This window comes from Luteolibacter sp. (assembly GCF_039920825.1).
Taxonomy (GTDB): domain Bacteria; phylum Verrucomicrobiota; class Verrucomicrobiia; order Verrucomicrobiales; family Akkermansiaceae; genus Luteolibacter.
On record NZ_JBDSCX010000049.1, the window covers coordinates 1 to 21694 of the forward strand.

The 21694-nt window shown below is 57.3% G+C and carries 27 protein-coding genes; 15 read left to right on the forward strand and 12 right to left on the reverse strand.

From position 1 onward, the window contains the following. Positions 1–176, forward strand: a 176-nt coding sequence (locus ABIQ96_RS15725) for a transposase (protein ID WP_348215628.1), incomplete at its 5' end; no start/stop codon positions are given. A gap of 151 nt (positions 177–327) precedes the next feature. On the opposite strand, the gene ABIQ96_RS15730 is transcribed toward ABIQ96_RS15725, so the two are convergent. The 6 genes from ABIQ96_RS15730 to ABIQ96_RS15755 form a co-directional block, all read right to left on the reverse strand. Next, a complete protein-coding gene (locus ABIQ96_RS15730; protein ID WP_348215568.1) occupies positions 328–855 on the reverse strand; it encodes a hypothetical protein in 528 nt (175 codons plus the stop codon). A gap of 241 nt (positions 856–1096) precedes the next feature. After that, entirely contained in the window at positions 1097–1405 is a 309-nt protein-coding gene (locus ABIQ96_RS15735; protein ID WP_348215569.1) for a hypothetical protein, read from the reverse strand. A gap of 454 nt (positions 1406–1859) precedes the next feature. Beyond that, on the reverse strand, positions 1860–2315 hold the full coding sequence (locus ABIQ96_RS15740) for a hypothetical protein (RefSeq protein ID WP_348215570.1): 456 nt from the start codon (positions 2313–2315) through the stop codon (positions 1860–1862). A 185-nt stretch (positions 2316–2500) separates the two neighbouring features. Beyond that, positions 2501–2728: a hypothetical protein gene (locus tag ABIQ96_RS15745; protein WP_348215571.1), complete on the reverse strand. Its 228-nt coding sequence runs from the start codon at positions 2726–2728 to the stop codon at positions 2501–2503. A gap of 69 nt (positions 2729–2797) precedes the next feature. Then, complete coding sequence (locus ABIQ96_RS15750; RefSeq protein WP_348215572.1) at positions 2798–3184, reverse strand: hypothetical protein; 387 nt, start codon at positions 3182–3184, stop codon at positions 2798–2800. 61 nt (positions 3185–3245) lie between these two features. After that, positions 3246–3647, reverse strand: coding sequence for a hypothetical protein (locus ABIQ96_RS15755; protein WP_348215573.1), 402 nt, complete (start codon positions 3645–3647; stop codon positions 3246–3248). A gap of 393 nt (positions 3648–4040) precedes the next feature. Here ABIQ96_RS15755 and ABIQ96_RS15760 point away from each other — a divergent pair, with 393 nt between their 5' ends. The 6 genes from ABIQ96_RS15760 to ABIQ96_RS15785 all read left to right on the forward strand — a co-directional run bounded on the left by ABIQ96_RS15760 (position 4041) and on the right by ABIQ96_RS15785 (position 8853). After that, entirely contained in the window at positions 4041–5423 is a 1383-nt protein-coding gene (locus tag ABIQ96_RS15760) for a Gfo/Idh/MocA family oxidoreductase (RefSeq protein WP_348215574.1), read from the forward strand. A 72-nt stretch (positions 5424–5495) separates the two neighbouring features. After that, complete coding sequence (locus ABIQ96_RS15765; RefSeq protein WP_348215575.1) at positions 5496–6461, forward strand: serine hydrolase; 966 nt, start codon at positions 5496–5498, stop codon at positions 6459–6461. A 21-nt stretch (positions 6462–6482) separates the two neighbouring features. Beyond that, the gene (locus ABIQ96_RS15770; protein ID WP_348215576.1) at positions 6483–7556 is read left to right on the forward strand and encodes an ATP-dependent 6-phosphofructokinase; all 1074 of its coding nucleotides are present in this window, start codon (positions 6483–6485) and stop codon (positions 7554–7556) included. Positions 7557–7669: 113 nt separating this feature from the next. Then, entirely contained in the window at positions 7670–8155 is a 486-nt protein-coding gene (locus ABIQ96_RS15775; RefSeq protein WP_348215577.1) for an Lrp/AsnC family transcriptional regulator, read from the forward strand. 42 nt (positions 8156–8197) lie between these two features. Then, positions 8198–8440 (forward strand): ribbon-helix-helix domain-containing protein, encoded by a 243-nt coding sequence (locus ABIQ96_RS15780; RefSeq protein ID WP_348215578.1) that lies wholly within the window; start codon positions 8198–8200, stop codon positions 8438–8440. Then, a complete protein-coding gene (locus ABIQ96_RS15785; protein WP_348215579.1) occupies positions 8437–8853 on the forward strand; it encodes a PIN domain-containing protein in 417 nt (138 codons plus the stop codon). Before ABIQ96_RS15780 ends, ABIQ96_RS15785 begins: the two co-directional genes overlap by 4 nt. A gap of 6 nt (positions 8854–8859) precedes the next feature. Here ABIQ96_RS15785 and ABIQ96_RS15790 read toward each other — a convergent pair whose 3' ends face one another. From ABIQ96_RS15790 to ABIQ96_RS15810, 5 genes are all read right to left on the reverse strand, one after another. Continuing rightward, positions 8860–9780 (reverse strand): transglutaminase family protein, encoded by a 921-nt coding sequence (locus ABIQ96_RS15790; RefSeq protein ID WP_348215580.1) that lies wholly within the window; start codon positions 9778–9780, stop codon positions 8860–8862. A 16-nt stretch (positions 9781–9796) separates the two neighbouring features. Beyond that, on the reverse strand, positions 9797–10648 hold the full coding sequence (locus ABIQ96_RS15795; protein WP_348215581.1) for a transglutaminase family protein: 852 nt from the start codon (positions 10646–10648) through the stop codon (positions 9797–9799). 38 nt (positions 10649–10686) lie between these two features. Further along, a complete protein-coding gene (locus tag ABIQ96_RS15800; protein WP_348215582.1) occupies positions 10687–10830 on the reverse strand; it encodes a hypothetical protein in 144 nt (47 codons plus the stop codon). 143 nt (positions 10831–10973) lie between these two features. Continuing rightward, a complete protein-coding gene (locus ABIQ96_RS15805; protein ID WP_348215583.1) occupies positions 10974–12797 on the reverse strand; it encodes an AI-2E family transporter in 1824 nt (607 codons plus the stop codon). Between the two features lie 4 nt (positions 12798–12801). Further along, on the reverse strand, positions 12802–13230 hold the full coding sequence (locus ABIQ96_RS15810) for a DUF2383 domain-containing protein (protein WP_348215584.1): 429 nt from the start codon (positions 13228–13230) through the stop codon (positions 12802–12804). Positions 13231–13523: 293 nt separating this feature from the next. Here ABIQ96_RS15810 and ABIQ96_RS15815 point away from each other — a divergent pair, with 293 nt between their 5' ends. The 8 genes from ABIQ96_RS15815 (at position 13524) to ABIQ96_RS15850 (ending at position 20474) form a co-directional block, all read left to right on the forward strand. Beyond that, positions 13524–14465, forward strand: a complete 942-nt coding sequence (locus tag ABIQ96_RS15815) for a hypothetical protein (protein WP_348215585.1) — start codon at positions 13524–13526, stop codon at positions 14463–14465. Further along, a complete protein-coding gene (locus ABIQ96_RS15820) occupies positions 14462–14788 on the forward strand; it encodes a hypothetical protein (protein ID WP_348215586.1) in 327 nt (108 codons plus the stop codon). Before ABIQ96_RS15815 ends, ABIQ96_RS15820 begins: the two co-directional genes overlap by 4 nt. Positions 14789–14806: 18 nt before the next feature. Then, complete coding sequence (locus tag ABIQ96_RS15825; RefSeq protein ID WP_348215587.1) at positions 14807–15748, forward strand: hypothetical protein; 942 nt, start codon at positions 14807–14809, stop codon at positions 15746–15748. A gap of 76 nt (positions 15749–15824) precedes the next feature. Beyond that, on the forward strand, positions 15825–16769 hold the full coding sequence (locus ABIQ96_RS15830) for a hypothetical protein (RefSeq protein WP_348215588.1): 945 nt from the start codon (positions 15825–15827) through the stop codon (positions 16767–16769). A gap of 62 nt (positions 16770–16831) precedes the next feature. Then, the gene (locus ABIQ96_RS15835; RefSeq protein ID WP_348215589.1) at positions 16832–18130 is read left to right on the forward strand and encodes an aminopeptidase P N-terminal domain-containing protein; all 1299 of its coding nucleotides are present in this window, start codon (positions 16832–16834) and stop codon (positions 18128–18130) included. A 35-nt stretch (positions 18131–18165) separates the two neighbouring features. Next, positions 18166–18909, forward strand: coding sequence for a purine-nucleoside phosphorylase (locus ABIQ96_RS15840; RefSeq protein WP_348215590.1), 744 nt, complete (start codon positions 18166–18168; stop codon positions 18907–18909). A gap of 120 nt (positions 18910–19029) precedes the next feature. Further along, on the forward strand, positions 19030–19749 hold the full coding sequence (locus ABIQ96_RS15845; RefSeq protein WP_348215591.1) for a hypothetical protein: 720 nt from the start codon (positions 19030–19032) through the stop codon (positions 19747–19749). Further along, positions 19746–20474, forward strand: a complete 729-nt coding sequence (locus ABIQ96_RS15850; RefSeq protein WP_348215592.1) for a hypothetical protein — start codon at positions 19746–19748, stop codon at positions 20472–20474. The genes ABIQ96_RS15845 and ABIQ96_RS15850 overlap by 4 nt, the downstream gene beginning before the upstream one ends. A 53-nt stretch (positions 20475–20527) precedes the next feature. Here ABIQ96_RS15850 and hemW read toward each other — a convergent pair whose 3' ends face one another. Next, the gene (gene hemW / locus ABIQ96_RS15855; RefSeq protein WP_348215593.1) at positions 20528–21613 is read right to left on the reverse strand and encodes a radical SAM family heme chaperone HemW; all 1086 of its coding nucleotides are present in this window, start codon (positions 21611–21613) and stop codon (positions 20528–20530) included. Between the last annotated feature and the right edge of the window lie 81 nt (positions 21614–21694).

The window sequence follows — 21694 nt, forward strand, 5'->3', positions numbered from 1 at the left end:
GTTGCGATGACATCAAGGGCTTCAAGGTGGTGCCGAAGCGCTGGATCGTTGAGCGGACCTTCGGCTGGCTCATCCAGTCACGCAGGCTGGTGCGAGACTACGAGGTGAAAACAAGCCATTCGGAATCGATGATCTACCTGTCCATGAGCAAGAGAATGCTCGCCAGAATCGGCTGATAGATAATTTTAAGACAGCCTCTAAGAAGTCGATGATTCATTTTCTGACGAACGTTTGATGTGCGCCCACCGGCGCGGTTGAAGGGATGTTTAGATGAAATTGAAAAGCTTATGGCCGGTTGGCGCGTCACGACTTGTTATCGCTCTTTTTCTACAAGTTTTTCCATTCCGTTTCAAACCCAGGAACGGGACCACCATTCTTCACGTCCACACCAATGGACTCAAGTCGACCTTGGTTTTCAGTAAGAACGTCCCATTCCTTTGCTCCGATATGGAGGTTATTGCCCTTGTATTTGGTCAGGAGTCGCCCGTCAGGAAGCGTCTCAATGCTCTCCACTTCTGTGAAGTGGAACTTTGGCTCTCCCGACCGGGATGGGATGTGACGGGACTCGTCGAAATCAATTGGGAGCTGAACGGTCAACACATAACGCCCTTGAAGGCCGACTTTGGAATTCCAAGTTGAGCCTCCCAGTTCCTTCGCGTAGTGAGTGATAAAGTGTTCCGCGTCTGGATAGAGCAATTCAAACTCGCGAACCACTTCAATTCCACTGATCCCACTGGTCAGCGCCTTGTCGTAATCCTCCTGAGTGTAGCTTGCTTTCAAGAACGCAGGAATCGGCTTCTCACAGCCGCAAATCACAATCATGAGAAACAGCGCAATGCCTGAGTAGATCTTCATTTTCTTGCGATAACAGTGTGTTCTGTCTGTCCCGGACGATATCGAGTCGGGTTAGCCGAGGCAAGCGTGGGAAAAACTGCTTTGGAGGCTCGGCGGGTAAACGGTTTGCAGGAACCGTTCGGTTTCATGGATGGTTCGGATACACGGGAGGTCGGAAGATGACGAGCTATCAGATATCCCCCCGGTTCCTTCCGGTCACGGGGCTTGGTGGAGCCCCGTGACCGGAAGAGGGTTCATCCGTTCAAACGGCGGGGCCGATGGTGATTGCTTGCTCGGGGCCGAGCTCGCTGTGGTCGCGGCTGTTTCCGACGTCGGTGCGGAGGCGGACGATCTGGCCTTGGGTGAAGGGGCCGATGAGGTTGCCGGTGGCCACGGTGACGGGGACGCTCAGGAAATCCGCCTGCACGCCTTCCACCAGATAGTCGAGCTCGAGGACGGTGGCGTGCTTGCCGGTATCCGGGACGTAGGTGACGCGGAGGGAGAGTCCTTCCTGGGTCACCCCGGCGATTTCGAGGACCTGCGGCGGGGCGGTGCCGGACTCGGTGTCCACTCCGGCCAGGGCGTCGCCTTCCGGGGTGCCGGGCGGGAATTCGCTCGACCATGCCTGATACCAGTCCTTGTTGAGGCGGTCCAGGGTGCGGGCGGCGGCGCGCAGTCCGCTGCTTGAGGAGCGCCAGGTGCCGGCGGCGGTTTCCCGGCTCTGGCGCTTGCCGGTGAGGGTGATCCTCGTGGGAGATTCTCGGGACTCCGTGGACAGCTCATTGGTTCATGGGTGCCCGTGGAAGGTTCATGGGTGCCCGTGGAAGGTGCATGGGTGTCCGTGGAAGGTGCGTGGGTGTCCGTGGAAGGTTCATGAGTGCCAGTGGAGGGTGCATGGGTGCCAGTGGAAGGCTACAGGTGAACGGGTTTCTGAATGACGTTGATTTTAAACGGTTTGCGGACCCATGCCGATTTACCCGGCTGGATCGGCCGGAAATGGACAGCCTGCCCCGCCAATCCGCCTTTTACTCCGCGCCGCCCGTTTCCTCGCTCCCGCCGGATCGAAGGCGAAGGATTTTCTTCCTCCCCGGTTCGTCCGCCGCCGTGAAATCGCGGACGAATTGATCCATCTGAGCAGGGGATTCCAGCTCAAAAGCATCCGGACCCGCCCCGCCCAAGATGTAGGACGCCGGAGCGCGTGAGCAGCCACGCGAACCAAACGGGCCTCGAGTCGAGATGACGGTGAGATTTCGCCAACTTCCTCCGGTCCGGATTCCTTGCCGCCTCGCAGACTCGGCCACCCAGTTTTCGTTCACGATCCAAGGAGTATCAAACAGAAAGGCGCGGCATGTTTTCGTCCGCGAGGCTCCGGTCATGGAGTTGATCTGGATAATTTCATCCGTAGAACTCGCCACCCACGCGATGACCCCCGCCGCAAATACGACGAAGCTGATCCTCAACGCGCTCTTCAGATTCATCATAGAAACTTAGGGCATCTCATCACGGATTGCAGGATAAAAGGAGGGTGAGGGGAAGTTGAGAGGAGGAACGTCTGGAGCATATCCGACTCCACTCGCGGGAGCCCACACCGGACACGGGGTTGAGGTTGAAATTGCGAAAGATCGTCGGGAACAAGGGACCGGTGGTCGTCGGATGACTCAGCTTGTTAGCTCTTCGCGTTGTCTGAATTGCTCTTTGCGGATCCAATCCCTTCTTTCAACTCTTTCAAAGTCGTCTCCAGAGCCATTACCCGGGAGTTGAGCATTTGGACCATTATCATTGCCATGATCAGCACCCCAAATGCTGGAAGATCAGCATCGCGAGAACCATTTATCCTCATGATCGCAAAAGACGTCGCGATAATGGTGAAAGTGATGCTGAAAATTGAAATCATTTTTGAATTCATAGTCAAATTTCTTGAGCCAATGTTTGAGCGCATCCGCGGCGGGATGAAAGCACGAATTCAATTTGTGGACTCATCGCCGTCGGATGGCGCGGCTAGTTCGGTTTTTCGGTTGTGAATCATCTTGATCAAAGGACGAATCGTCATCCAGTCGACGGCAACACCAAGCAGCAGGGCTGCGATAGACGAGAGAAAGGCCGCCCTCGGTTTGCGGACCATAATCAATCTTACCAAGACGATCGCGAAAACCAAAAACAACCCGCCGGGAAACCATCCATACGTGGACAGTGTTAGCCGGGGCAGCACTAAAACCGGGGGCTTATCAAATACGAAAGCCCACTTCGAAACAAAGATCACAGAGCCAAGCGCTGCCAGAAAACAATATAACGTGATGCCGATCACAAAACTTTTCAATATGCGGCTTTGCCAGAGGGAGTCAGCATTCATCGTTGGAGTGCATTCTATTGACCAAAAAAGTGGGATACAGGAGTTTCACCATCTCGTGGCATCATTCCAACCGAACGTTTTTGTCCTCCGAACCGCGAACGGGAGACGTTGGATCAAAATTGGACGCTAACAAGCGATTCCGAGCGACGCCTTGTTCGGCTTGGGTGGCCTTGCTTCGAGCACCGTAAATTCCGAAGACCAAACCAGCGCAACCAAGCGAAAACAAAGAAATATAAATGGAATCCAGAACGCTTGAAAGTCTCTTTATCTCGTTGCGGTTGCGTCTGATTCCCTCATCTATCATCGCCCGAAGCCGAATAGCATCGGCTTCCTGAAGGGGCAGATCTTCGAATTCACCTCGCGCTTGGAAAAGAGAGCTGTCCGGAGGGACTTGAATCACAACATGTAGAGGGCCGGCCCAAATACCGATGAGTATCACGATGCCTGAGACAATAAGGAGCATGGTTCTCATTTCTTGATCTGCCGAACAGTGTGTTCTGTCCGTCCCGGACGATATCGAGTCCAGTTGGCTGAGGCAAGCTTGGGGAAAACCGCATTGGAAGGGCTGCGGGTAAACGGTTTGGAAGAATCGTTCGGTTTCACGGATGAAGCGGATACGCGAGAGGTCGGGGCATGGGGTGCTAGCAGATATCCCGGTGCGCGGCGGACGGATGGCGGGTTGGGGACTGCCGCGTCGATCCGCGTTTTTCTCCGCTCCGCTTGGGGTGGATTGCCGGGAGATGATCAATTTGAACCGGATTTTTGAGAAGAGTGGGGGAACTGGCTGCGTAACGGATGGGTCCCGCGGCTTCCTTCGTCGGCCGGGGACGGCAACTTCCTCTAACCCACTTCATCCATGTCCACCTCATCATTCAACCGTCGCCGTTTCATCCAGACTACAGGACTCGGGGCTGGCGGGGCCTTGCTCGGGTTCCCGGCCATTGTCCGCGGGCAGAATCTCAACAGCCGGATCAACGTGGCCTGCATCGGGGTGGGTGGAAAAGGCGACAGCGATGTGGATGACTCGGCGAAGTGCGGAGGAACCATCGTGGCGCTGTGCGATGTGGATGCCGACACCCTCAACAAGAAGGCGGGAAAATATCCGGACGCGAAGAAGTATGTCGATTTCCGCAAGATGCTGGCGGAAATGGACAAGTCGATCGACGCGGTGACGATTTCCACGCCGGATCACCTGCACGGCATCGCCGCTCTAACGGCGATGAAGATGGGAAAGCATGTCTATTGCCAGAAGCCGCTGACGCAGACGGTTTTCGAAGCGCGCGAACTGCGGCGGGTGGCAAGGGAGATGAAACTCGCCACGCAAATGGGAAATCAAGGCAGCGCGGGGGACGGCTTGCGGCGGGCGGTGGAAGTCATCCAGTCCGGGGTGATCGGAAATCCCAAGGAACTCCACGTGTGGTCTAACCGTCCGATCTGGCCGCAGGGGATGGATCGGCCTGCGGGAGAAAGTCCGGTGCCGGGAAGTCTGGATTGGAACCTGTGGCTGGGACCGGCGCAGCAGCGGCCGTTTTTGCAGGATACCTATCATCCGTTCAAGTGGCGCGGCTGGAAGGATTTCGGCACGGGCGCGCTGGGAGACATGGCGTGCCACACGGTGAACATGCCGTTCCGCGCTCTGAAGCTGGGCTACCCGACGCTGGTCGAGTGCGAGATGGCGTCGCGGATCTATCCGGAAACCTATCCGCTAACCTCGCGCATCCGTTTCGAGTTCCCCGAGCGCGACGGATTGCCGCCGGTGAAATTCTGGTGGTATGACGGATCGCCGGGAGCGGCCGAGAAACCGCTGCGGCCGTATCCGGACATCGTGCGCAGCGTCGCGGCGCTGGGTGGTAATTTCCCGGCAAGTGGCTGTCTGGTGATCGGTGAAAAAGGCCAGGTGTTCTCGCCGGATGATTACGGGTCGAAGTTTTTGATCCAACTGGAAGGCGAGCCGGGATTTTCCGAGGCTGCAAAACACGAGGCAGTCATCGCGATTCCGCAATCGATCCCGCGTTCGCCCGGACACAATCAGGAATGGTTCGACATGATGAAGAACGGGACGCCGGCGTATTCGAATTTCGAGATCGCCGGCTACCTGACCGAGATCATCCTGCTGGGATGCATCGCCCTGCGCGTCGGCGAAGGGGTGAAAATGGAGTGGGACGGTCCGGGCATGCGTTCGCCGAACTGCCCGGAGGCGGAGAAATTCGTGAAACGGGACGAAAGGACGGGCTGGTGAGATGGCGGGGCGGGGGATGGCTTTGGTGTTGAGTTGCGGTTTCCGCACGATACTCTCCGCGCGTTGACCTCCATGAAGAAGTTCCCGATTTTCAAAACACTGGCGCTCGCCGCCGTCCTGCTACCCGCATTCGCTTCCGCCCAAGAGCCGGAAAGCGTGATGGTGGTGGAGTCCTACTCGGGAAAAATCCTGGTGGCATCCAACGCCTCGGCGAAGCGCCCGATCGCCAGTCTAACGAAGATCGCCACCGCCGCGGTGACGGTGGATTGGGCAACGGCGACGGACTCGGACTTGGGCACCGTCATGATCACCGTTCCGCAAACGATCACGCTGGTGGGCGGGCCGAATCCGATGAACCTCCAGCCCGGTGACCAGCTCACCATGCGCGACGCGCTCTACTCGGCGCTGCTAGGCTCGGACAATCTCGCGGCGCTGTGCATCGCCGATCACGTGGGCCGTGAAATTTCGACCCGTCGCGGAAAAAGCGGGGATCCCGTCGCGGTTTTTGTCGATGAAATGAACAAGCTGGCGAAGGCGCTGGGCATGACTTCGACGCGGTTTGCCAATCCCCACGGTTTGGAGCGTCCGGGGACCAAGGCGTATTCGACGGCGGCGGATGTTGTCCGGCTTTCGGCCTACGCGATGAAACGGAATGCCTTCAATTTCATCGTCCGCCAGAAGGAGCGGCAGGTCGGGGTCACCACCGCGGCGGGGAAGAAAAGTTTCAAGGTAAAGAACACGAACGAACTGATCGGCGAGCCGGGGATTCTCGGAGTGAAAACGGGCACGACGGCTGCCGCCGGACCTTGTGTCTCCATTTGCATGGACCGCGAACCTCTCGTTAGAATGAAACCCGATGGAACCAAAGGCGCCACGCCGCGCCGCCTGATCGTGGTCGTTTTGAACAATCCGGACCGTTTCAACCGCGCCCGCGGTTTGATCCGTCAGGGCTGGGAAGTTTACGATCCGTGGCTGGAGTCTGGCGCGCCGGTGCAGGATCGCACGCGCGAGTTCCTGACCATGCCGGTGCCCCAATAGTTTTTTCCTCCTAACAAAATCATGAGAATCGGAATCCTGAACAGCGGCGGGGATTGTCCCGGTCTTAATGCGGTCATCCACGGCGTCGTTGGCGCGGCGGACCAACTCGGGTGGGAGGTCATCGGCTTCCGCGATGGTTTCGAAGGCCTGCTGCCACCGGGTGATTACACCGTGCTCAAGCCGAAGGATACCATCGGCATTTTAAAACTGGGGGGCACCATCCTCGGCACCACTAACAAAGGCCATTTCGCCGCGAAGGTCGGCAAGGGCGACATCGCGGAAGTCCCGCCGGAAATCGTCGCCAAGGCGAAGAGGACGATGGAGCAGCTCGAAATCAGCGCACTGATCGTCGTCGGTGGTGATGGTTCTCTAACGACCGGGCTGCAACTCTATAGGGAAGGCTGGCCGATCATCGGTGTGCCGAAAACCATCGACAACGACCTGAGCGCCACCGCGTTCACCTTCGGCTTCGACAGCGCCGTTTCCACCGTCGTCGATGCGCTCGACCGCCTCCACACCACCGGCGAAAGCCACAAGCGCGTGATGGTCCTCGAAGTGATGGGCCGCCACGCTGGCTGGATCGCGCTCTGGGGCGGCATCGCTGGCGGAGCCAACGTCGTGCTGCTGCCGGAAATCCCTTTTTCCTTCGATAAAATTTCCGATTTCATCAATGACCGCGACGCCCAAGGCTATCACAGCACGCTGGTCGTCGTGGCCGAGGGAGCGCACATGCCGGACGGCGACATTGTCACCATCGACGCCAACTGCGCCGGAGAAGTCCGCCTCGGCGGCATCGGCGAGCGGGTGGCGGCGAAAATCCAGCAGCTCACCGGCAAGGACGCGCGGGCCTGCGTGCTCGGTCACTTGCAGCGTGGCGGATCACCCACATCGCTCGACCGGATTCTTGGCATGCGTTTCGGCGTCATGGCCGTGAAACTCGCGTCGGAAGGTGCTTTCGGCCGCATGGTGAGCTACCAAGCCTATCACGTGGACTCGGTGGAAATCGAGGAAGCCGTCCACCAGCTCCGCCTTGTCGAGCCGGACAGCGAACTCGTGCAGGCCGCGAAGGCCGTTGGCATTTGTCTTGGGGACTGAAGAAGTTGATGGTTGAGAGTTGATGGTTGATAGTTAGAACTAAAGCTCGAAAACTCTTCCCGCCTTCTCCTCTTCGCTATCAACCATTAACTCTCAACCATCAACCTCTTCCCATGTCCTCCGATTCACTTCTCCAGCTTCTCCGCCGCAAAGCCCGTTTTTCCGATCAGGAACTGGCTGACCTTCTTTCCTTGGACAAGGATGCCGTCGCCGTCCGCGTGGCCGGATGGGAAGCGGACGGCACGATTCTCGGCTACCATGCGGTGGTCAATCCCGAGGTCACTGGCGACACCTCGGTTTCCGCATTCATCGAGGTCAAAGTGACACCCGAGCGCGGCGGCGGATTCGACAGGCTGGCGATGCGCATCGCCCGCTTCGACCAAGTGGTTTCCTGTTACCTTGCGAGCGGCGGTTATGATCTGATGGTTGTCGTCGAAGGTGGAGATCTCCGCGAAGTGGCGCGTTTCGTTTCCGAAAAGCTCAGCTCGCTCGACGGCGTGATTTCCACCGCCACTCACTTCCGCCTGAAGACCTACAAGGAAAACGGCTTCTTGTTCGAGCGCGAGGCGACGACCGAGCGGCTGGCTGTCTCGCCGTGATCGGGTATTGCGGATCTGCGTTTTTGGTATTACCTTTTTCGCATGACGACCGTTTCACTGAAAATTCCCGACGAATGGGTGTCACGATTGGATGCTGTGGCCCGGGCTCGCCAGACGAGTCGATCCGCATTGTTTCGTGAGGCGCTTGAGGAGAAGTTGCAGGAAGTCGCTCTGAAAACTTCGCCAAGTCTTTATGAACGAAGTGCGGATCTGTGCGGATCGGGCGAGAGTGGTTTGGGTGATTTGGCGTCCAATTCGAAGCATCTCGACGGGTTTGGTTCATGAACGGGATCATTGTCGATACCGGGCCGTTAGTCGCCTATTTGGACCGAAGCGATCAGGATCACGCATGGGCCAAAGACCGATTTATGCAGGTGACACAGCCACTTCTAACCTGCGAGGCGGTGATTGCCGAATCCCTCTTTCTCCTGCGGCGGGGCGGAATCAATCCGGACGGTCTCCTCAATCTGATCAGCCGTGGTCTGGTCGTGCCGGAGTTTTCCCTGGCGGCTGAAATTCAGGCGATCCAACATCTGATGCGAACTTACCGCAACATTCCGATGTCGCTGGCGGATGCCTGTTTGGTGAGGATGTCGGAGATTCACGAACGTTCCGTAGTGATGACACTGGATTCGGACTTTGTGGTCTATCGGAAATCCCGACGGAAAGTGATACCGCTTCTCAAGCCCGAGCGCTGAAGCCCATCAAGCAGGCATTTGCCCCGGAGCCTCCGGTGTGGTTGGAGGCAATCGCTGCGTCGTGATCTTCACCTTCAGCGAACTCCCGATGCCGGAAAGGCCGCTGAAACCGCCGGCCACAGGCATGACACCGCGAGGGTGATGGCTTACACCGACCGCGATGTGTCCCGGGCCGACGCGTTTTCCGATAGATGGGTCAAAGCCGGTCCATCCTCTTTCCGGCAGATAGATTTCCGCCCAGGCGTGGGTCGAGCCACGGCCGACCTTGGAGTTCGCGCTTTCCAAATAGCCGCTGACGAAACGGGCGGGGTAACCGAGCGAGCGGCTGGTTTCGATCATCAGCACGGCCATGTCGCGGCAGGAACCGGTGCCGAGGCGGAGCGTTTCGACAGGGGACTGGACGCCGGTTTCCTCGCGACGGTTGTAGCCGATGGTCCGATGGATCAGGATGGCCATGTCATCGAAGATCGCGCTCGTCTTTCCGGGTAAGGGGGCGAGGCCGGTCGCGGTGAACCACTGGCGCAGTTGGGACACTTCGGGCGGATAGATATACTGGAGGTAGGGCGTGGCGACCAGTTGCTCGATGCCCGCGATCTGGGACGGGTGGGGGATGAAAATTGGTGGCAGTCCTTCTTCGGGCAGGGGCGGAACACTCACGATGAATTCGCTGTGGATCTGCAGTTCCGCAGCGGGCTGATCGAAAATGGCGTGGGCGATGGAGTTGTCCAACATGTCGCGGCTCCAGCGGATGATCGAAGGCGGAGTCGTAGTTAGATTCAGCGAAATGAGTCTCACTTCGTGGCCTTCACGCGGCCGCAGGACGAGGCGGTGCGGGAGAAACTGCACGGGCTGCGAGTAGGTGTAGCTCGTCTCGTGGATCAGGTGGATTTTTTCCCATGAATCGGGCGGGGTTTCGAATATCTTCATGGGTAAATCTGTCGGATCAAAGCAAGGCGATGGCTTCCTGTCGAGCGACCAAGCTGTCCCGGGTGATCGGGATGAAGTTGGGATCCAAGGAGTGGCAGTTGACGATGCTGGACGTCAATTCCGGATTTCCGAAGATCGTGCAAACCGCCGCATCCGCCGCATCGCGACCGGTGGCGATACGGACGAGTCCGTTGAGCGGGGCGAGACGGGTGGGATCGAAAATATACCACCAGCCGTTGATGAAGACCTCGAAACAAGCGTGGAAATCCGGCGGATTAAGCTGATAGGCGTAGCAGGTGGCATATCGGGCCGGAACATTCATCGAGCGGCACAGCGCAATGGCGAGATGGGCGAAATCCCGGCAAACTCCCTGCCGCTGCTCCATCGTGTCGATGGCGGAACTCGTTTCCCCCGAACTGCCGCTGACGTAGGCGACGTGCTCGAAGATCCAGTCACTGACGCCGGATGCGATGGCGTAGGTATTTGTGAGATGGCCGAACAAATCCTGCGCCTGTTGGCGGACACGGTCCGATTGACAATAGCGGCTGGGAAACAAATACGAGATCGCCTCGGGCGTGAGATCGCCGGGGGAATCTACATTCAGCGAACTCGCGGGCACCACGCGGTTCGAGGTGAGGACTTCTGCCTGATAGGAAACCCTGAGCGTGCCGGGATTGAGAGTCTTCAGCCGCGAGAAACGGTTCATGCCCGTGCCGATGGTGAAATCCTCGACGTCCACGAACGGATCCACCTCCATCCTCTCATTGAGGATTTGTTGCCCGGGCGTCTCGATGCATTTCAAGGCGAACAGGAATGTGGCGGGATCTTGGAGCGTGTAGTCGAGCTCGCAGGAGACTTGGAATTTCATAAAATGAGATGGCGGTCGATTAGACGCTTGGAAGAGGCTCACGTGCAACCCCGGATCAGGAACAGACCGAGAAGCACGGGCACCGGGATGCCGATGAGCCATAGCAGGATCCATCCCACCTTTCCGGGCAGATTTTTGAAATGGTTTGAGGCTGATGTGGTATGGAATGGGTTGGTTTTCATAGCGGTGAAGTGTATCGCAGTCGATGTGCCGGGCCTGTGGGTTGAATTAATTGATTGATTTTCAATTATTTGTGTAGGATTTAAGGCAGTGGAGGGCGGGCGAAAATTCGGAATATTGCAATGAGGGATGTGGCAGAATGCCCTCAAGCAGAGGCGAACTCCTCCGTCGCTGACTGCTTGTTGCGCGTGATTCGGGATTCCACCCACGCCGTTGCTTCTGCTAGCGTTGTGACGGTTTCATCCGCTCCCGAATCCCGGAGCGCTTGGACCGCGTTGGCCGCGCCTGTTTCGCCACCCCAGATGCCGACGAGGATTTTCAATTCGGGGCACGCCGCACGCAGTTTCGCGCACAGGTGGCGGGCGTGAATGATCGTGGTAGGGGAGACCACTGAGATACAAACGACCTGCGGAGCGGAGGACTTGACCCAGTTGACGAGTTCGCCAGTCAGCATTCGGGCAGTGTTGTTTGCGGGGATTTCCTTTTGCCGCAATAGCCGCACGAACATTTCACCCGCCAATTCATCCCGTTCTGCTTTCGCGGGAACGCAACAGACGAGCAGCGGTTGATCGTTCTCGGCAGGCTGCGGTGATTCGAGGCGGAGATCCAGTTCATCGAGGATGTCGTTAAGGCCTTGTTTGATGAAATCCAGTTGTAAGCTGTCCAGAAGACCCGCCCGGTGATCGGTCTCCGCATGGGAGATCACGGGAATGAGAACCGAGTCGAACAAGGCCTCCGGTGGATTTGATTTCAGATAGGCATCCACGAGTTCCATTTCGTCGTGTTCTCCCGCCCGTTGCAGGCGGTGATAGCATTCTTCCGCGGGGGTGAGAGCTTCCTCGTCGCTCAGGATAATGCTGAGGAACGCCAGTTTGGGAATGTGCCTGCCCATGACGACGAGGCAAACTGTTAGCGGAGTGGCCAGCACCAGTCCCACAGGACCCCACAGCAGGGTCCAGAACAAGGCGGCGACGATCAACGCGATGGGGGAAACGCCGGTGCTGGATCCGTAAAGCCATGGCTCCATCACGTTGTTGCTGAACAATTCGAGCGCGATGAAGAGTCCGACTGTTAGCGCCGGCGCCATCCAGTCCGGCGATACCGCGAGCGACAGCAGGATCGGAAATGCTGCCGCGATCCAAGGTCCCAGGTAAGGGATGAAACGCAGCACCGTCGACAATGCGCCCCATAGCAATGCGTTAGGCACGCCGATGAAATACAGCCCGATGGCCACCGGGATGCCGTAGGTCACGTTGACCACGAGTTGCATCAACAGGTATTTCGATACTCGGGAGCCGGCATCATCCATCGCGCTGGTCGTCGCGCTGATGCGTCCCTGACCGATCAAGCGGATCATCCGGTTCTTCAAATCCTCCCGTTGTAGAAGCATGAAAACCAGCAGCAGCAACACCAGCGCGGCCGTTCCCAGCGGCCCGAGCAGTGGAGCCAGCACCCCCTGAACAAATTCCAACCGCTCGTCCTTTCCGCTGATTACTTCCACCGGAGTCGCCTTCTGGTCCGCCCGTTTGGCGGCGTCCGTCCTAAGCAGGGAAGAATCATTGTTGCCTCCGGGCAGATCTTTTTTCAATTCATCCAGAGTCTGGGAAATCCTTGAAAGCGGTCCTTCACGCGTGAGCTGGATGGACCGCAGTTTCGTCCGGATGTTTTCCTTGTAGCTGGGGAGCTGATTGGCGAGGTCAACCGCTTGGCGCGTCAGAACCCAGCCCACCGCTCCGGTGGCGAAGACCATCATCAGCACTACTAACAAAACGGAGCAGACCCGCCCGAGCCGCCGTTGTAGTCTCGTCACCAAGGGCGCGAGCATGAATGTCAACAAGGCAGCCAACGCCAGGGGGACGAGAATCTCACGACCAAAAAACAGTGCCGAGATAATAAATGTCGATAGCAGGATGTTGGCAATCGTCGCCAACGAATCCGCTGGCAAACTTTTCTTGATGGGGGCTGCCATGAGGTCAGGGAACTTCCAAGTGGAGTCTTTCGAGAAAGTCGATGTGCCGGATCACCTTGGGCAAGATGTCCTCCCGAATCATCAGCTTGCAGTCGGTCAGCACCTCATCATCGAGCAATGCGCGTTGGTAGCCGTTGCGAACGCTTACCTCTCCCGATCGAAGGATCTGAACGGCCACCTCGGTGCGTATTTGACCGCCGGGAACTTGCCCCCAAACAGCGGAGTTCTTTTCCGGGATACCGTTCATGGCCCTGACCAATGCCGAGAGCCAGCGTGCGGATTGCGAGTGTTCGTTGGAAATCCGCTGCAGCCCCTCCTTCGCCGAAGAGCTGTCAATCATCTCAATCACCCGGCCATAGCTTTCCACGGCGGAGAGCTCGCCGCGCAGCAAACCGTTGCAGATTTTGAGGCAATGTTCGTCGGTGGTGTTCATCAGTCGGTCGGTTCCTGCTCCTTCGCAGTTCGGGTGCCACCTTGGAAACCCTGTAAAAAGGGGCTTTTCACGCCGCTTCCCTCGGTGCCCGATCCGCATTTGCAACGGACTTTCGCCACCGTGATGCATTTTGCATCAATGGCTTGTAGGTTCCAAAGTTCCACGGTCTTGCGTGGGCCTGTGCCAAAAGTCCGATTGTCCTGATTTCCAGCCGATTCACCCGATTCCTAACGAAAAAATCCCATAAATTGCATTGACCACGGCACGGGAAATCAGCTAACAAACCCAGCAACATGTTCACTAAATTTCCACACGCCTCGCTTCGATTTGCCGCGCTTGCGGTGGCGTTGCTGGCGGCAGGTTGCGAAAAGAAGGACGGGAACATTGCTTGGTGGCAGGGCGAGCAGGAACGCATCGAGCTGAGCCACCAGTTGGCCCTCAAGGAATTCCGCTACGAGCAATTGGGTTCCAGCGATTTGCCGGAGTTGGAGAGACTCCGCCGCGCCAATCAGGCGACTGCGGCTTCCCTGAAATCCTTGAAGCAACAGCAGGTAGCGCTGAATGGGGAATTTGAGGATCTGCAAGGAAATCTGGAAGATTTCCACGAGGCGACCATCCAGAATCAGCGCAACCGGGCGATCGGCAGATCGTTTCCCGAACTGGTTTCTCTTTCGGGCCGAACTTATCGGGGCGTGACCGTGGCTTCGATCGATGATGCCGGGGTCGCCATTCACCACATCGACGGCACGGCCCGGTTGAGATATCAGGATCTTGATGCCAAGCAGCAGTTGTTTTTCGGTTTGGAAGCGGAGCCCGCTCTCGCAGCAGTTGAAAGGGAATCCCAAAATGCCGCCGCCTACGAACGCTGGATCGACGACCAGATGGTGGCCCTTGGTGAAAAAAATGACGAAACGGCGAAACTCAACCAGCGCAACGCGGCGATAGCCAAAGCCAACCGCTCGAGTGTGGCCGCCCGTCAAGTGGTGGCGGCGAATACCAGAGCGCTTGCCAAACCGGCCAGCTCCGTCGGATCGGGCAGCTCGAGATATTATTCTGGCTACCATAGCTATCGCAGCTATCGCCCCACTTACTACCGTTACGTTTATTACACTCCGAACTACTATCGGCCCGCTTTTCCCCGGTCTTGTTATGGATCCACAAGCCGGTATTACACTCCGGTTGTGATCCAGCATCGAACCTCCTTCGCCAACACCACCATCCCATCCGTTCCATGAAGTTACTTTTGCGTTCCTGTCCCCTGGCCCTCTTGTTGGCCCTCACCTGTGCCTCCTGCAGCGAGGACCCCAAGCTGGTTGAAAAACGTGAAAAACAAAAAGCCGAGATCACCCGCCTGAAGGGTGAACTCGCACTCATCGACGAGAAAATGAAGAATCTTCCTCCGGATGTTTCCAAGGAATTGGACGACGCCCGGAAGGTTTCCGAAAAGCAATCCGCCGAAGTCACGGTTTTGGAAACCGACGTGGCGGCCCTTGAAGCCAAGAAGCGTTCCTTGCAAAAGGACTACGAAATCTATCAGGCCAAGTATCAGGTCAAATAAGCGCCAACACTTTTTCCTATGTCTTTCAGTGATATGATGTCGAGCGGCCGCGGGCCGGGAGTGATCGGGATGTTGATGGCCTTGGTTGTGTTGGTGGGTTTCGGCCTGCTGTTCATGTTCGCCTTCGACGAAGGATTTCAAGGTGGCGGGGCGACGATCGAATCGGAAATCGCCTCGCAAGCGAAGGAAATCGAGAACTGCCAGGGCGGAATCGAAAAGGGACAGTCCACGCTGGCTCTGGCACCCGGGCGCATCGCCGCGACCAAAGCTCTGGCCGGCATCAAGCGTGAAAACCAGTCAGTCGTTGAGAGAATCGCCACCTTGAAGGCAGGTCTCGAAACCGGAAAAGCCGACATCGTGGCCATGAACACGGCATGGGAAACTTACAAGGACCAGTACCGCGAGTTCATCCGCGGCAAGGCCAAAGGGCAGACTATTGAAAAACTCGAAACCCGCACCGGCGTGGTTTACAAGAACGTGAACATTCGTGAAGTCTCCGCCGTGGGCATCCAGATTCGCCATGACGAAGGCCAGAAGCGAATCGCGTTCGAGGAGCTTTCCGACGAGATGCAGGACTACTATCAGTTTGATCCCGCGCAGAAAGATATAGCCATCGCCAAGGAGACCGCTGTCCGTATCGAGCACGATGCCGCCGTGGCTGTGGCGGGCGATCAGGTCGAACAACAAATGGCTGCGCAAAAAGCTCAGGACGCCGTGGAAGCGAAGGAGAAGCTCTCGCGGGATATCCTCGAAAAGGAAGGCCAGATGGTGAACATCGAGGCTGATATCAGGGAGCTCGAGCAGGAAAGAACCCGTGCTGAAACCGAGGCGGATGCCGCCAGGCAAGCCGGTCGGATGCACATTAACAAATCGAGCAACATCACGGGGAAAATCCGGTCGAAACAGACCAAACTTTCCAATCTTCGCGCTGAGGTCAGCCAGATGAAGGGCCGTCTCTAATACTTTTTGGCTGTCTATGCTGTCTCCTGAAGATCATCCCGGGATTTTTTATTTCCTGGTCGGAATAGTGGTTATCGTGATGACCGCGGTCGGGCTGTCGACGATGATGGACAAACGGTTCAAATTCTCGTCCGGCGCGGGCGAAATCAAAAGGGACGTTGCGCTCCAGGCTGAGGAAGTCGCCGACCTTTCCGCTAGATATGAACTGCGCTCGGCAACCCTGCTGGAAGAGCAGACCAAACGCGGACCGTTGGCGGCGGTCCGGCAGCAGGCCGAGGCACTCATTGCGGCATCGGCCAAGCGGAAATCGGATTTGTTGGCTGCCAAGGACAATCTGCGTGGGGCGATCACGGCGATGGATGCGGCGTTTGCCAACTACCGCGCCGACTACCGCCGTAAGACGTGGGCCAAGGCTGTCGGGCAGGAAGTCGGCAACCTTGCCATCCGCGGTGGTCGCGAGTATCGTCAGGTGACCATCACCAAAGTGACGGACGTCGGCCTCGAGATCAGGCACGAGCACGGTATCGCCAGGATTCAGGCACCGGATCTCGATGCTGAATGGCAGGATCGGTTCCAGTGGACCGACGAAGAGCGCCGGGCCCGGTTGAAGGAAGAATCGGATAATTTGGATCCCACCCCGCTGGTTGCGGACGTTGATCCGTCGGAAGGGCCCGTTGAAGAAGTTGAAATACCCGTCAACGCGCCTTCAAAGAGGGTAGCCGTGCGGAAGGTGGACGATACGGCGGAGACGGAAAATCTGGAGCGGCTTCGGACCCTGGTTGTTGGATGGAAGTCGAAGGTTAGCCGATTGCAGGCCGAACGCGCGGAAGCGTCCTCAAATGCAGGTTATGGCAACCAGACGTCGGTTCCCGGAAGCCTTGAAACATGGAAGGCGAAGGCCTCCCGGTTGGGCCGGGAGCTGTCTCGTGCGCAAACCGAATGCACCCTCGCCAAAGCGAAATTGGCAGCGATTTCTCCCGACGATCCCTTGTTGCAGGTGGTCCCCGGCCAAGATCACTGAAAAGCCGGGAATCCCCCAAAATGCGGATTGCCCTCTGGCGGTGGATGCCTTGAAGTCCGGTCGTGCGTTACGAACCGATTTCACCCGAATTTTTTATCCGCAACCGCGAAAATCTGCGGGGACTTCTGAAGCCAAACAGCATGGTGATCCTCCATGCCAATGACATCTATCCGACCAATGCGGATGGCACGATGGCTTTCAAGCAGAACAGCGACCTGTTCTATCTGACCGGCGTGGATCAGGAAGAAACCACACTCGTCCTCATGCCGGATGCCGTTGACCCCAAGGAACGGGAAATCCTTTTCGTCAAGGAAACCAGCGAACTCATCGCCATTTGGGAGGGCGAGAAGCTGACCAAGGAGCAGGCCCGCGCCGCCACCGGTGTCGAGCGGATCGAATGGTCCAGTTCGCTCGATGGATTCCTGCACCGCATGGTTCCCCAGGTGGAGCACATCTATCTGGCGACCAACGAACATCTCCGTGCCAGCGTGGTCGTGGAAACCCGCAATGCCCGTTTCATCAAGGACTGCCAGGCCCGCTATCCGCTGCACCGCTATGAGCGGCTTGCGCCGTTGCTTCACCGCCTTCGGATCACCAAGGACAAGGAGGAACTCAAGCAGCTCCAGCGCGCCTGCGACATCACTGAGGCGGGATTCCGGCGTTTGCTAGGATTTATCAAGCCCGGCGTCGGCGAGTGGGAGATCGAGGCTGAGTTGCTCCACGAATTCGTCCGCCGTGGTTCGCGGGGATTCGCCTATGCTCCGATCATCGGCACCGGGAAAAACGCCTGCGTCCTTCACTACGTCGAAAACGACAAGATCTGCCAGGACGGCGACATGGTCCTGATGGACGTCGCCGCCGAGTATGCCGGTTGGGCTTCGGATCTAACGAGAACCGTGCCGGTGAATGGAAAATTCACCAAGCGCCAGCGCGAGGTCTATGACTCCGTGCTTCGCGTCTTCCACGGCGCGAACGATATCCTCCGCCCCGGCAACACGCCAATGGAATACCAGAAGCAGGTCATCGAGCTGATGGAGCGCGAGCTCGTCCATCTCGGTCTTTTCACTGCCAAGGAAGCCCGTGAGCAGGGGCCGGACAAGGCGCTGGTGAAAAAGTATTTCATGCACGGCACCTCGCACCACCTCGGACTCGACGTCCACGACGTCTGCCCGCCGCACGAGCCCTATGCCGAGGGCATGGTCTTCACCATCGAACCCGGCATCTACATCCGCGAGGAAGGAATGGGCGTTCGCTTGGAAAACGATGTGGTCATCGGCAAGGACAAGAACTTCGATCTCATGGGCAAGATCCCGATCGAAGCCGGGGAGATCGAGGAACTGATGAATGCCCGCCGGAGTTGATTGAACAACGGCCTGCGAGCTGCTAAAGAACGGACATGATTGGAATCGTACTGGGATCCGGATTGGGGCCGTTGGCGGACGCCGTGGAAGTTGAGCGCGAGGTTCCGTTTTCGGAAGCTGGGTTACCTGCCTCATCGGTGGCGGGTCACGCGGGGAAATTCGTCTTCGGAAAATTGGGAGGAGCACCCGTCATTCTGATGAAGGGGCGCGTCCACCTCTACGAAGGTCACGGCCCGAGACTCGTCACAGCGGGCGTGCGCTGGATGGCGGAACAGGGAGTTGAAAAAATCATCCTTACCAACGCCGCAGGCACCTTGAATCCCGACTTCGCTCCCGGCACCTGGATGATGCTCAGTGATCATCTCAATCTGACGGGCTCCTCGCCGCTCGAAGGTGCGGACTTCATCGACTTGTCCGTCGCCTACGATGCCGATTGGCGCGCCGAATTCCGCGACACGGCGGCTGCCATCGGCATGATCCTTCACGAAGGCGTCTATGCCAGCCTGCGCGGCCCGCAATACGAAACTCCGGCGGAAATCCGAATGCTGAAAGTCATCGGCGCGGATGCCGTCGGCATGAGCACCGTTTTGGAAACCATCCAGGCTCGTTCGCTCGGCCTGCCTGTCGTTGCATTTTCCTGCCTCACCAACTGGGCAGCCGGTGTCACTTCCGCACATCTCGATCACCATGAAGTTCTCGAAACCGGGAAACAGGCGGCCTCGGCGATGATCGGGCTGCTCTCACAGGTGCTTTGTGAAAAAGACGTGAAGGATTCGTAATATCTAGCGATCCACTGACGGTCGGGGTAATAGTTATCGCTATCGCCCGTCTATCTGATTCGACGACTTTTGTTCGACATCGGTGATGATAGTTCGGGCGGGCTTTCAAAACCCACCGTCATGAGTAAGCAATCACCACTCCCATCGGACGCGCCCGCCAGTCGTTCCATACAATCATTCGTGATTGGTTCACTCATCTGGTGCTGGAAAAGCGGCATTTGGATTGTTGGGATAATTTTTCTAGCAATTTGTGGACTGACTGCCCCGATGACGACCCATTGTCGAAGGAAACCCGATCAAACCGAAGCCGTGAACAACGCCCGGCAGATCGGCATGGCGCTGTTCGAGTTTCAGGAGAAATACGGCAGAATGCCCGACGTGACTACGATTGCTTTGGTGAAACAAGACACTGCTACCGACCTGAATCTCGGCACGAAGTCATCGAATGATTTCTTCCGTCAATTGATGGCTGTAGCGATCACCCAAAGTGAGCCGATGTTTTACGCGAAAATTGCGGGAACGCATAAGCCGGATGGCATTTTCACTAAAGCCGAAGCGCTAAAAAAGGGGGAGTGTGGGTTCACATATTTCACCGGAGCGCTCAAGACGGACAATCTCGGTCGTCCGATCATGGTGACACCGATGATTCCCGGCACTCATCAGTTTGATCCCAAACCATTCAACGGCAAGGCCGTGATTTTGAAAGCGGACAACAGCGTCACCTCATTGCCGATCATCATTAAAACCGGCCATGTCATGGTTGGTGGCCTGGATCTGATGGATCCATCAAATCCGATTTGGGACGGACATCCTCCGGTGGTGGCCTGGCCTGATCTTTGAAATCAACCGTCGTGACCATGCAAGCTCAACCATTACCTGACGCACCAGCTCCGCCGGCGTCCGAAGCCGCGCTCCTCTCGCAGAAGAAATGGAAATGGCTTTGGGGGCTTGGTGTCGTATCGGTAGTGCTCTTATACCTGCTGTTATCAGCCCCCATGGTGATTCGCAGTCACAGAAAACCCGATCAAGCTGAAGCCGTGAGCAATGCGCGCCAGATCGGGATCGCTCTGTTTGAGTTTGATTCCGAGTTCGGAAAGTTTCCGGATGCGAGCACGGTTGCAGCGGTTCAAGCGAAGACCGAAACGGACTTGGAGCTGGGAAAGAAGTCATCGAACGAAATTTTCAGGCAACTGATCTCTGCAGAGATCGTTCAGGATGAACGGATATTCTACGCGAAAATCGACCGCATACGGAAACCCGACGGTGTTGTTAGCAAAGGAGAGGCTTTGAAGAAAGGAGAGTGCGGATTTTCCTATCTGGCGGGGCTTTGTTCCGAAGGTAACCCGTCCCGACCGCTCATCGTCACGCCCTTGATTCCTGGAACCGATCGATTTGATCCCACGAAATTTGATGGCAAGGCGATTGTTTTGAAAATGAACAATAGCGTGACGTCCATGCCCATCGCAAAGGATGGTCACGTGATGATGTTTGGCAAAAACCTGCTTGATCCCACGAACCCAGTATGGAGTGCGAGCGATAAATTTGTGATCACTTGGCCGGAGTGATAGGGGCCTGGACGTCTCGTCCATGCGTGGGGACGAGAGGTCCCCACCCTTTATCAGACCAGCTCCGCCGCGATGGGATCTACCAGCGCGCGGCCGTGGTGGATGAGGATGAGTTGGTTTCCTTCGATGTGGGCGAGACCTTCGCTGGCGAAATGGGCGGCTTGTTCTCGAGCTTCCTGGCTGAGGAGATCGAGTGAAATACCCTCCTTGGTCCGCAGGCCGAGAGCGATGCGTTCGAGGCGGCGGGCTTCGGCATCGAGGGTCTCCGATTCGGTGAGCGCGTTGCCGATGGCTTGCACTTGGGAAACGTAACGGGCGGTGTCGGCGACGTTTTTCCAGCGGGTGCCGTCGAGAGTGGAAACGGCGGAGGGTCCGAGTCCGAGGTAATCCTCTCCCTTCCAGTAGCCTTGGTTGTGGGTGGAGTGGTGGCCGGGCTTGGCGTAGTTGGAGGTTTCGTAGTGATCGAATCCGGCGGCTGATAGAAGTTCGTCGGCGAGGTGGAAGAACTCGGCGTCGTGGTCTTCATTCTCGCGCATTTCGCCGCGGCGGAGCGATTCGAAGAAGGCGGTGTCTTCTTCGTAGGTGAGATTGTAGGCGGAGATGTGGTCCGGCTTCAGGGAAATGGCATGCTCTAACGTGTTTTTCCAATCGTCTTTCGATTGGCCGGGGATGGAGAACATCAGGTCGATGTTGATCGATGGGATTCCAGCCTCGCGGAGGATGCCTACGGATTCGCTGGCTTGCTCGACGGAGTGTTCGCGGCCGAGGATTTCCAACACATGTGGGGTGAATGATTGGATGCCTAACGAAACACGGGTGACGCCGAGTTCGCGGAACAACCGGGCCTTCGCCGCATCGAAGGTGGCTGGGTTCGCTTCCATCGTGACTTCGTCGAGTTTCGAAAAATTGACGGTTTCGTGAAGCGCGTCAAACAACCGGGTGAGGTGGCTGGGCGAAAGCATGCTCGGAGTGCCGCCGCCGAGATAGATCGTGCGTGGGGCGGTGGTCAGACGTTGTTTGGTTTCCACGGCCAGCGCATCGACAAAGCTGCCGATGGATGTTGAGCCGGGAGTGTGCTTGTAAAACGAGCAGTAGGGGCAGACTCGGTGGCAGAAGGGGATGTGGAGGTAGAGGAGCAAGAGGCGGGTGTGAATGTGTCGCGACTGTCTCAGTCGGGCGCTGGGTGATGGCAAGATCCGACTGAGGCCGTCGGAACACAA

Excerpts from the sequence above, each read along its gene's own strand:
- ABIQ96_RS15805 (WP_348215583.1), bottom strand. The coding sequence starts at position 12,797 with ATGGCAGCCCCCATCAAGAAAAGTTTGCCAGCGGATTCGTTGGCGACG.
- ABIQ96_RS15795 (WP_348215581.1), bottom strand. The coding sequence starts at position 10,648 with ATGAAATTCCAAGTCTCCTGCGAGCTCGACTACACGCTCCAAGATCCC.
- ABIQ96_RS15755 (WP_348215573.1), bottom strand. The coding sequence starts at position 3,647 with ATGCTCCTTATTGTCTCAGGCATCGTGATACTCATCGGTATTTGGGCC.
- ABIQ96_RS15820 (WP_348215586.1), top strand. The coding sequence starts at position 14,462 with ATGAAGTTACTTTTGCGTTCCTGTCCCCTGGCCCTCTTGTTGGCCCTC.
- ABIQ96_RS15780 (WP_348215578.1), top strand. The coding sequence starts at position 8,198 with ATGACGACCGTTTCACTGAAAATTCCCGACGAATGGGTGTCACGATTG.
- ABIQ96_RS15845 (WP_348215591.1), top strand. The coding sequence starts at position 19,030 with ATGAGTAAGCAATCACCACTCCCATCGGACGCGCCCGCCAGTCGTTCC.
- ABIQ96_RS15760 (WP_348215574.1), top strand. The coding sequence starts at position 4,041 with ATGTCCACCTCATCATTCAACCGTCGCCGTTTCATCCAGACTACAGGA.
- ABIQ96_RS15810 (WP_348215584.1), bottom strand. The coding sequence starts at position 13,230 with ATGAACACCACCGACGAACATTGCCTCAAAATCTGCAACGGTTTGCTG.
- ABIQ96_RS15770 (WP_348215576.1), top strand. The coding sequence starts at position 6,483 with ATGAGAATCGGAATCCTGAACAGCGGCGGGGATTGTCCCGGTCTTAAT.
- ABIQ96_RS15740 (WP_348215570.1), bottom strand. The coding sequence starts at position 2,315 with ATGATGAATCTGAAGAGCGCGTTGAGGATCAGCTTCGTCGTATTTGCG.
- ABIQ96_RS15815 (WP_348215585.1), top strand. The coding sequence starts at position 13,524 with ATGTTCACTAAATTTCCACACGCCTCGCTTCGATTTGCCGCGCTTGCG.
- ABIQ96_RS15775 (WP_348215577.1), top strand. The coding sequence starts at position 7,670 with ATGTCCTCCGATTCACTTCTCCAGCTTCTCCGCCGCAAAGCCCGTTTT.
- ABIQ96_RS15785 (WP_348215579.1), top strand. The coding sequence starts at position 8,437 with ATGAACGGGATCATTGTCGATACCGGGCCGTTAGTCGCCTATTTGGAC.
- ABIQ96_RS15750 (WP_348215572.1), bottom strand. The coding sequence starts at position 3,184 with ATGAATGCTGACTCCCTCTGGCAAAGCCGCATATTGAAAAGTTTTGTG.
- ABIQ96_RS15840 (WP_348215590.1), top strand. The coding sequence starts at position 18,166 with ATGATTGGAATCGTACTGGGATCCGGATTGGGGCCGTTGGCGGACGCC.
- ABIQ96_RS15730 (WP_348215568.1), bottom strand. The coding sequence starts at position 855 with ATGAAGATCTACTCAGGCATTGCGCTGTTTCTCATGATTGTGATTTGC.
- ABIQ96_RS15745 (WP_348215571.1), bottom strand. The coding sequence starts at position 2,728 with ATGATTTCAATTTTCAGCATCACTTTCACCATTATCGCGACGTCTTTT.
- ABIQ96_RS15765 (WP_348215575.1), top strand. The coding sequence starts at position 5,496 with ATGAAGAAGTTCCCGATTTTCAAAACACTGGCGCTCGCCGCCGTCCTG.
- ABIQ96_RS15825 (WP_348215587.1), top strand. The coding sequence starts at position 14,807 with ATGTCTTTCAGTGATATGATGTCGAGCGGCCGCGGGCCGGGAGTGATC.
- ABIQ96_RS15800 (WP_348215582.1), bottom strand. The coding sequence starts at position 10,830 with ATGAAAACCAACCCATTCCATACCACATCAGCCTCAAACCATTTCAAA.
- ABIQ96_RS15790 (WP_348215580.1), bottom strand. The coding sequence starts at position 9,780 with ATGAAGATATTCGAAACCCCGCCCGATTCATGGGAAAAAATCCACCTG.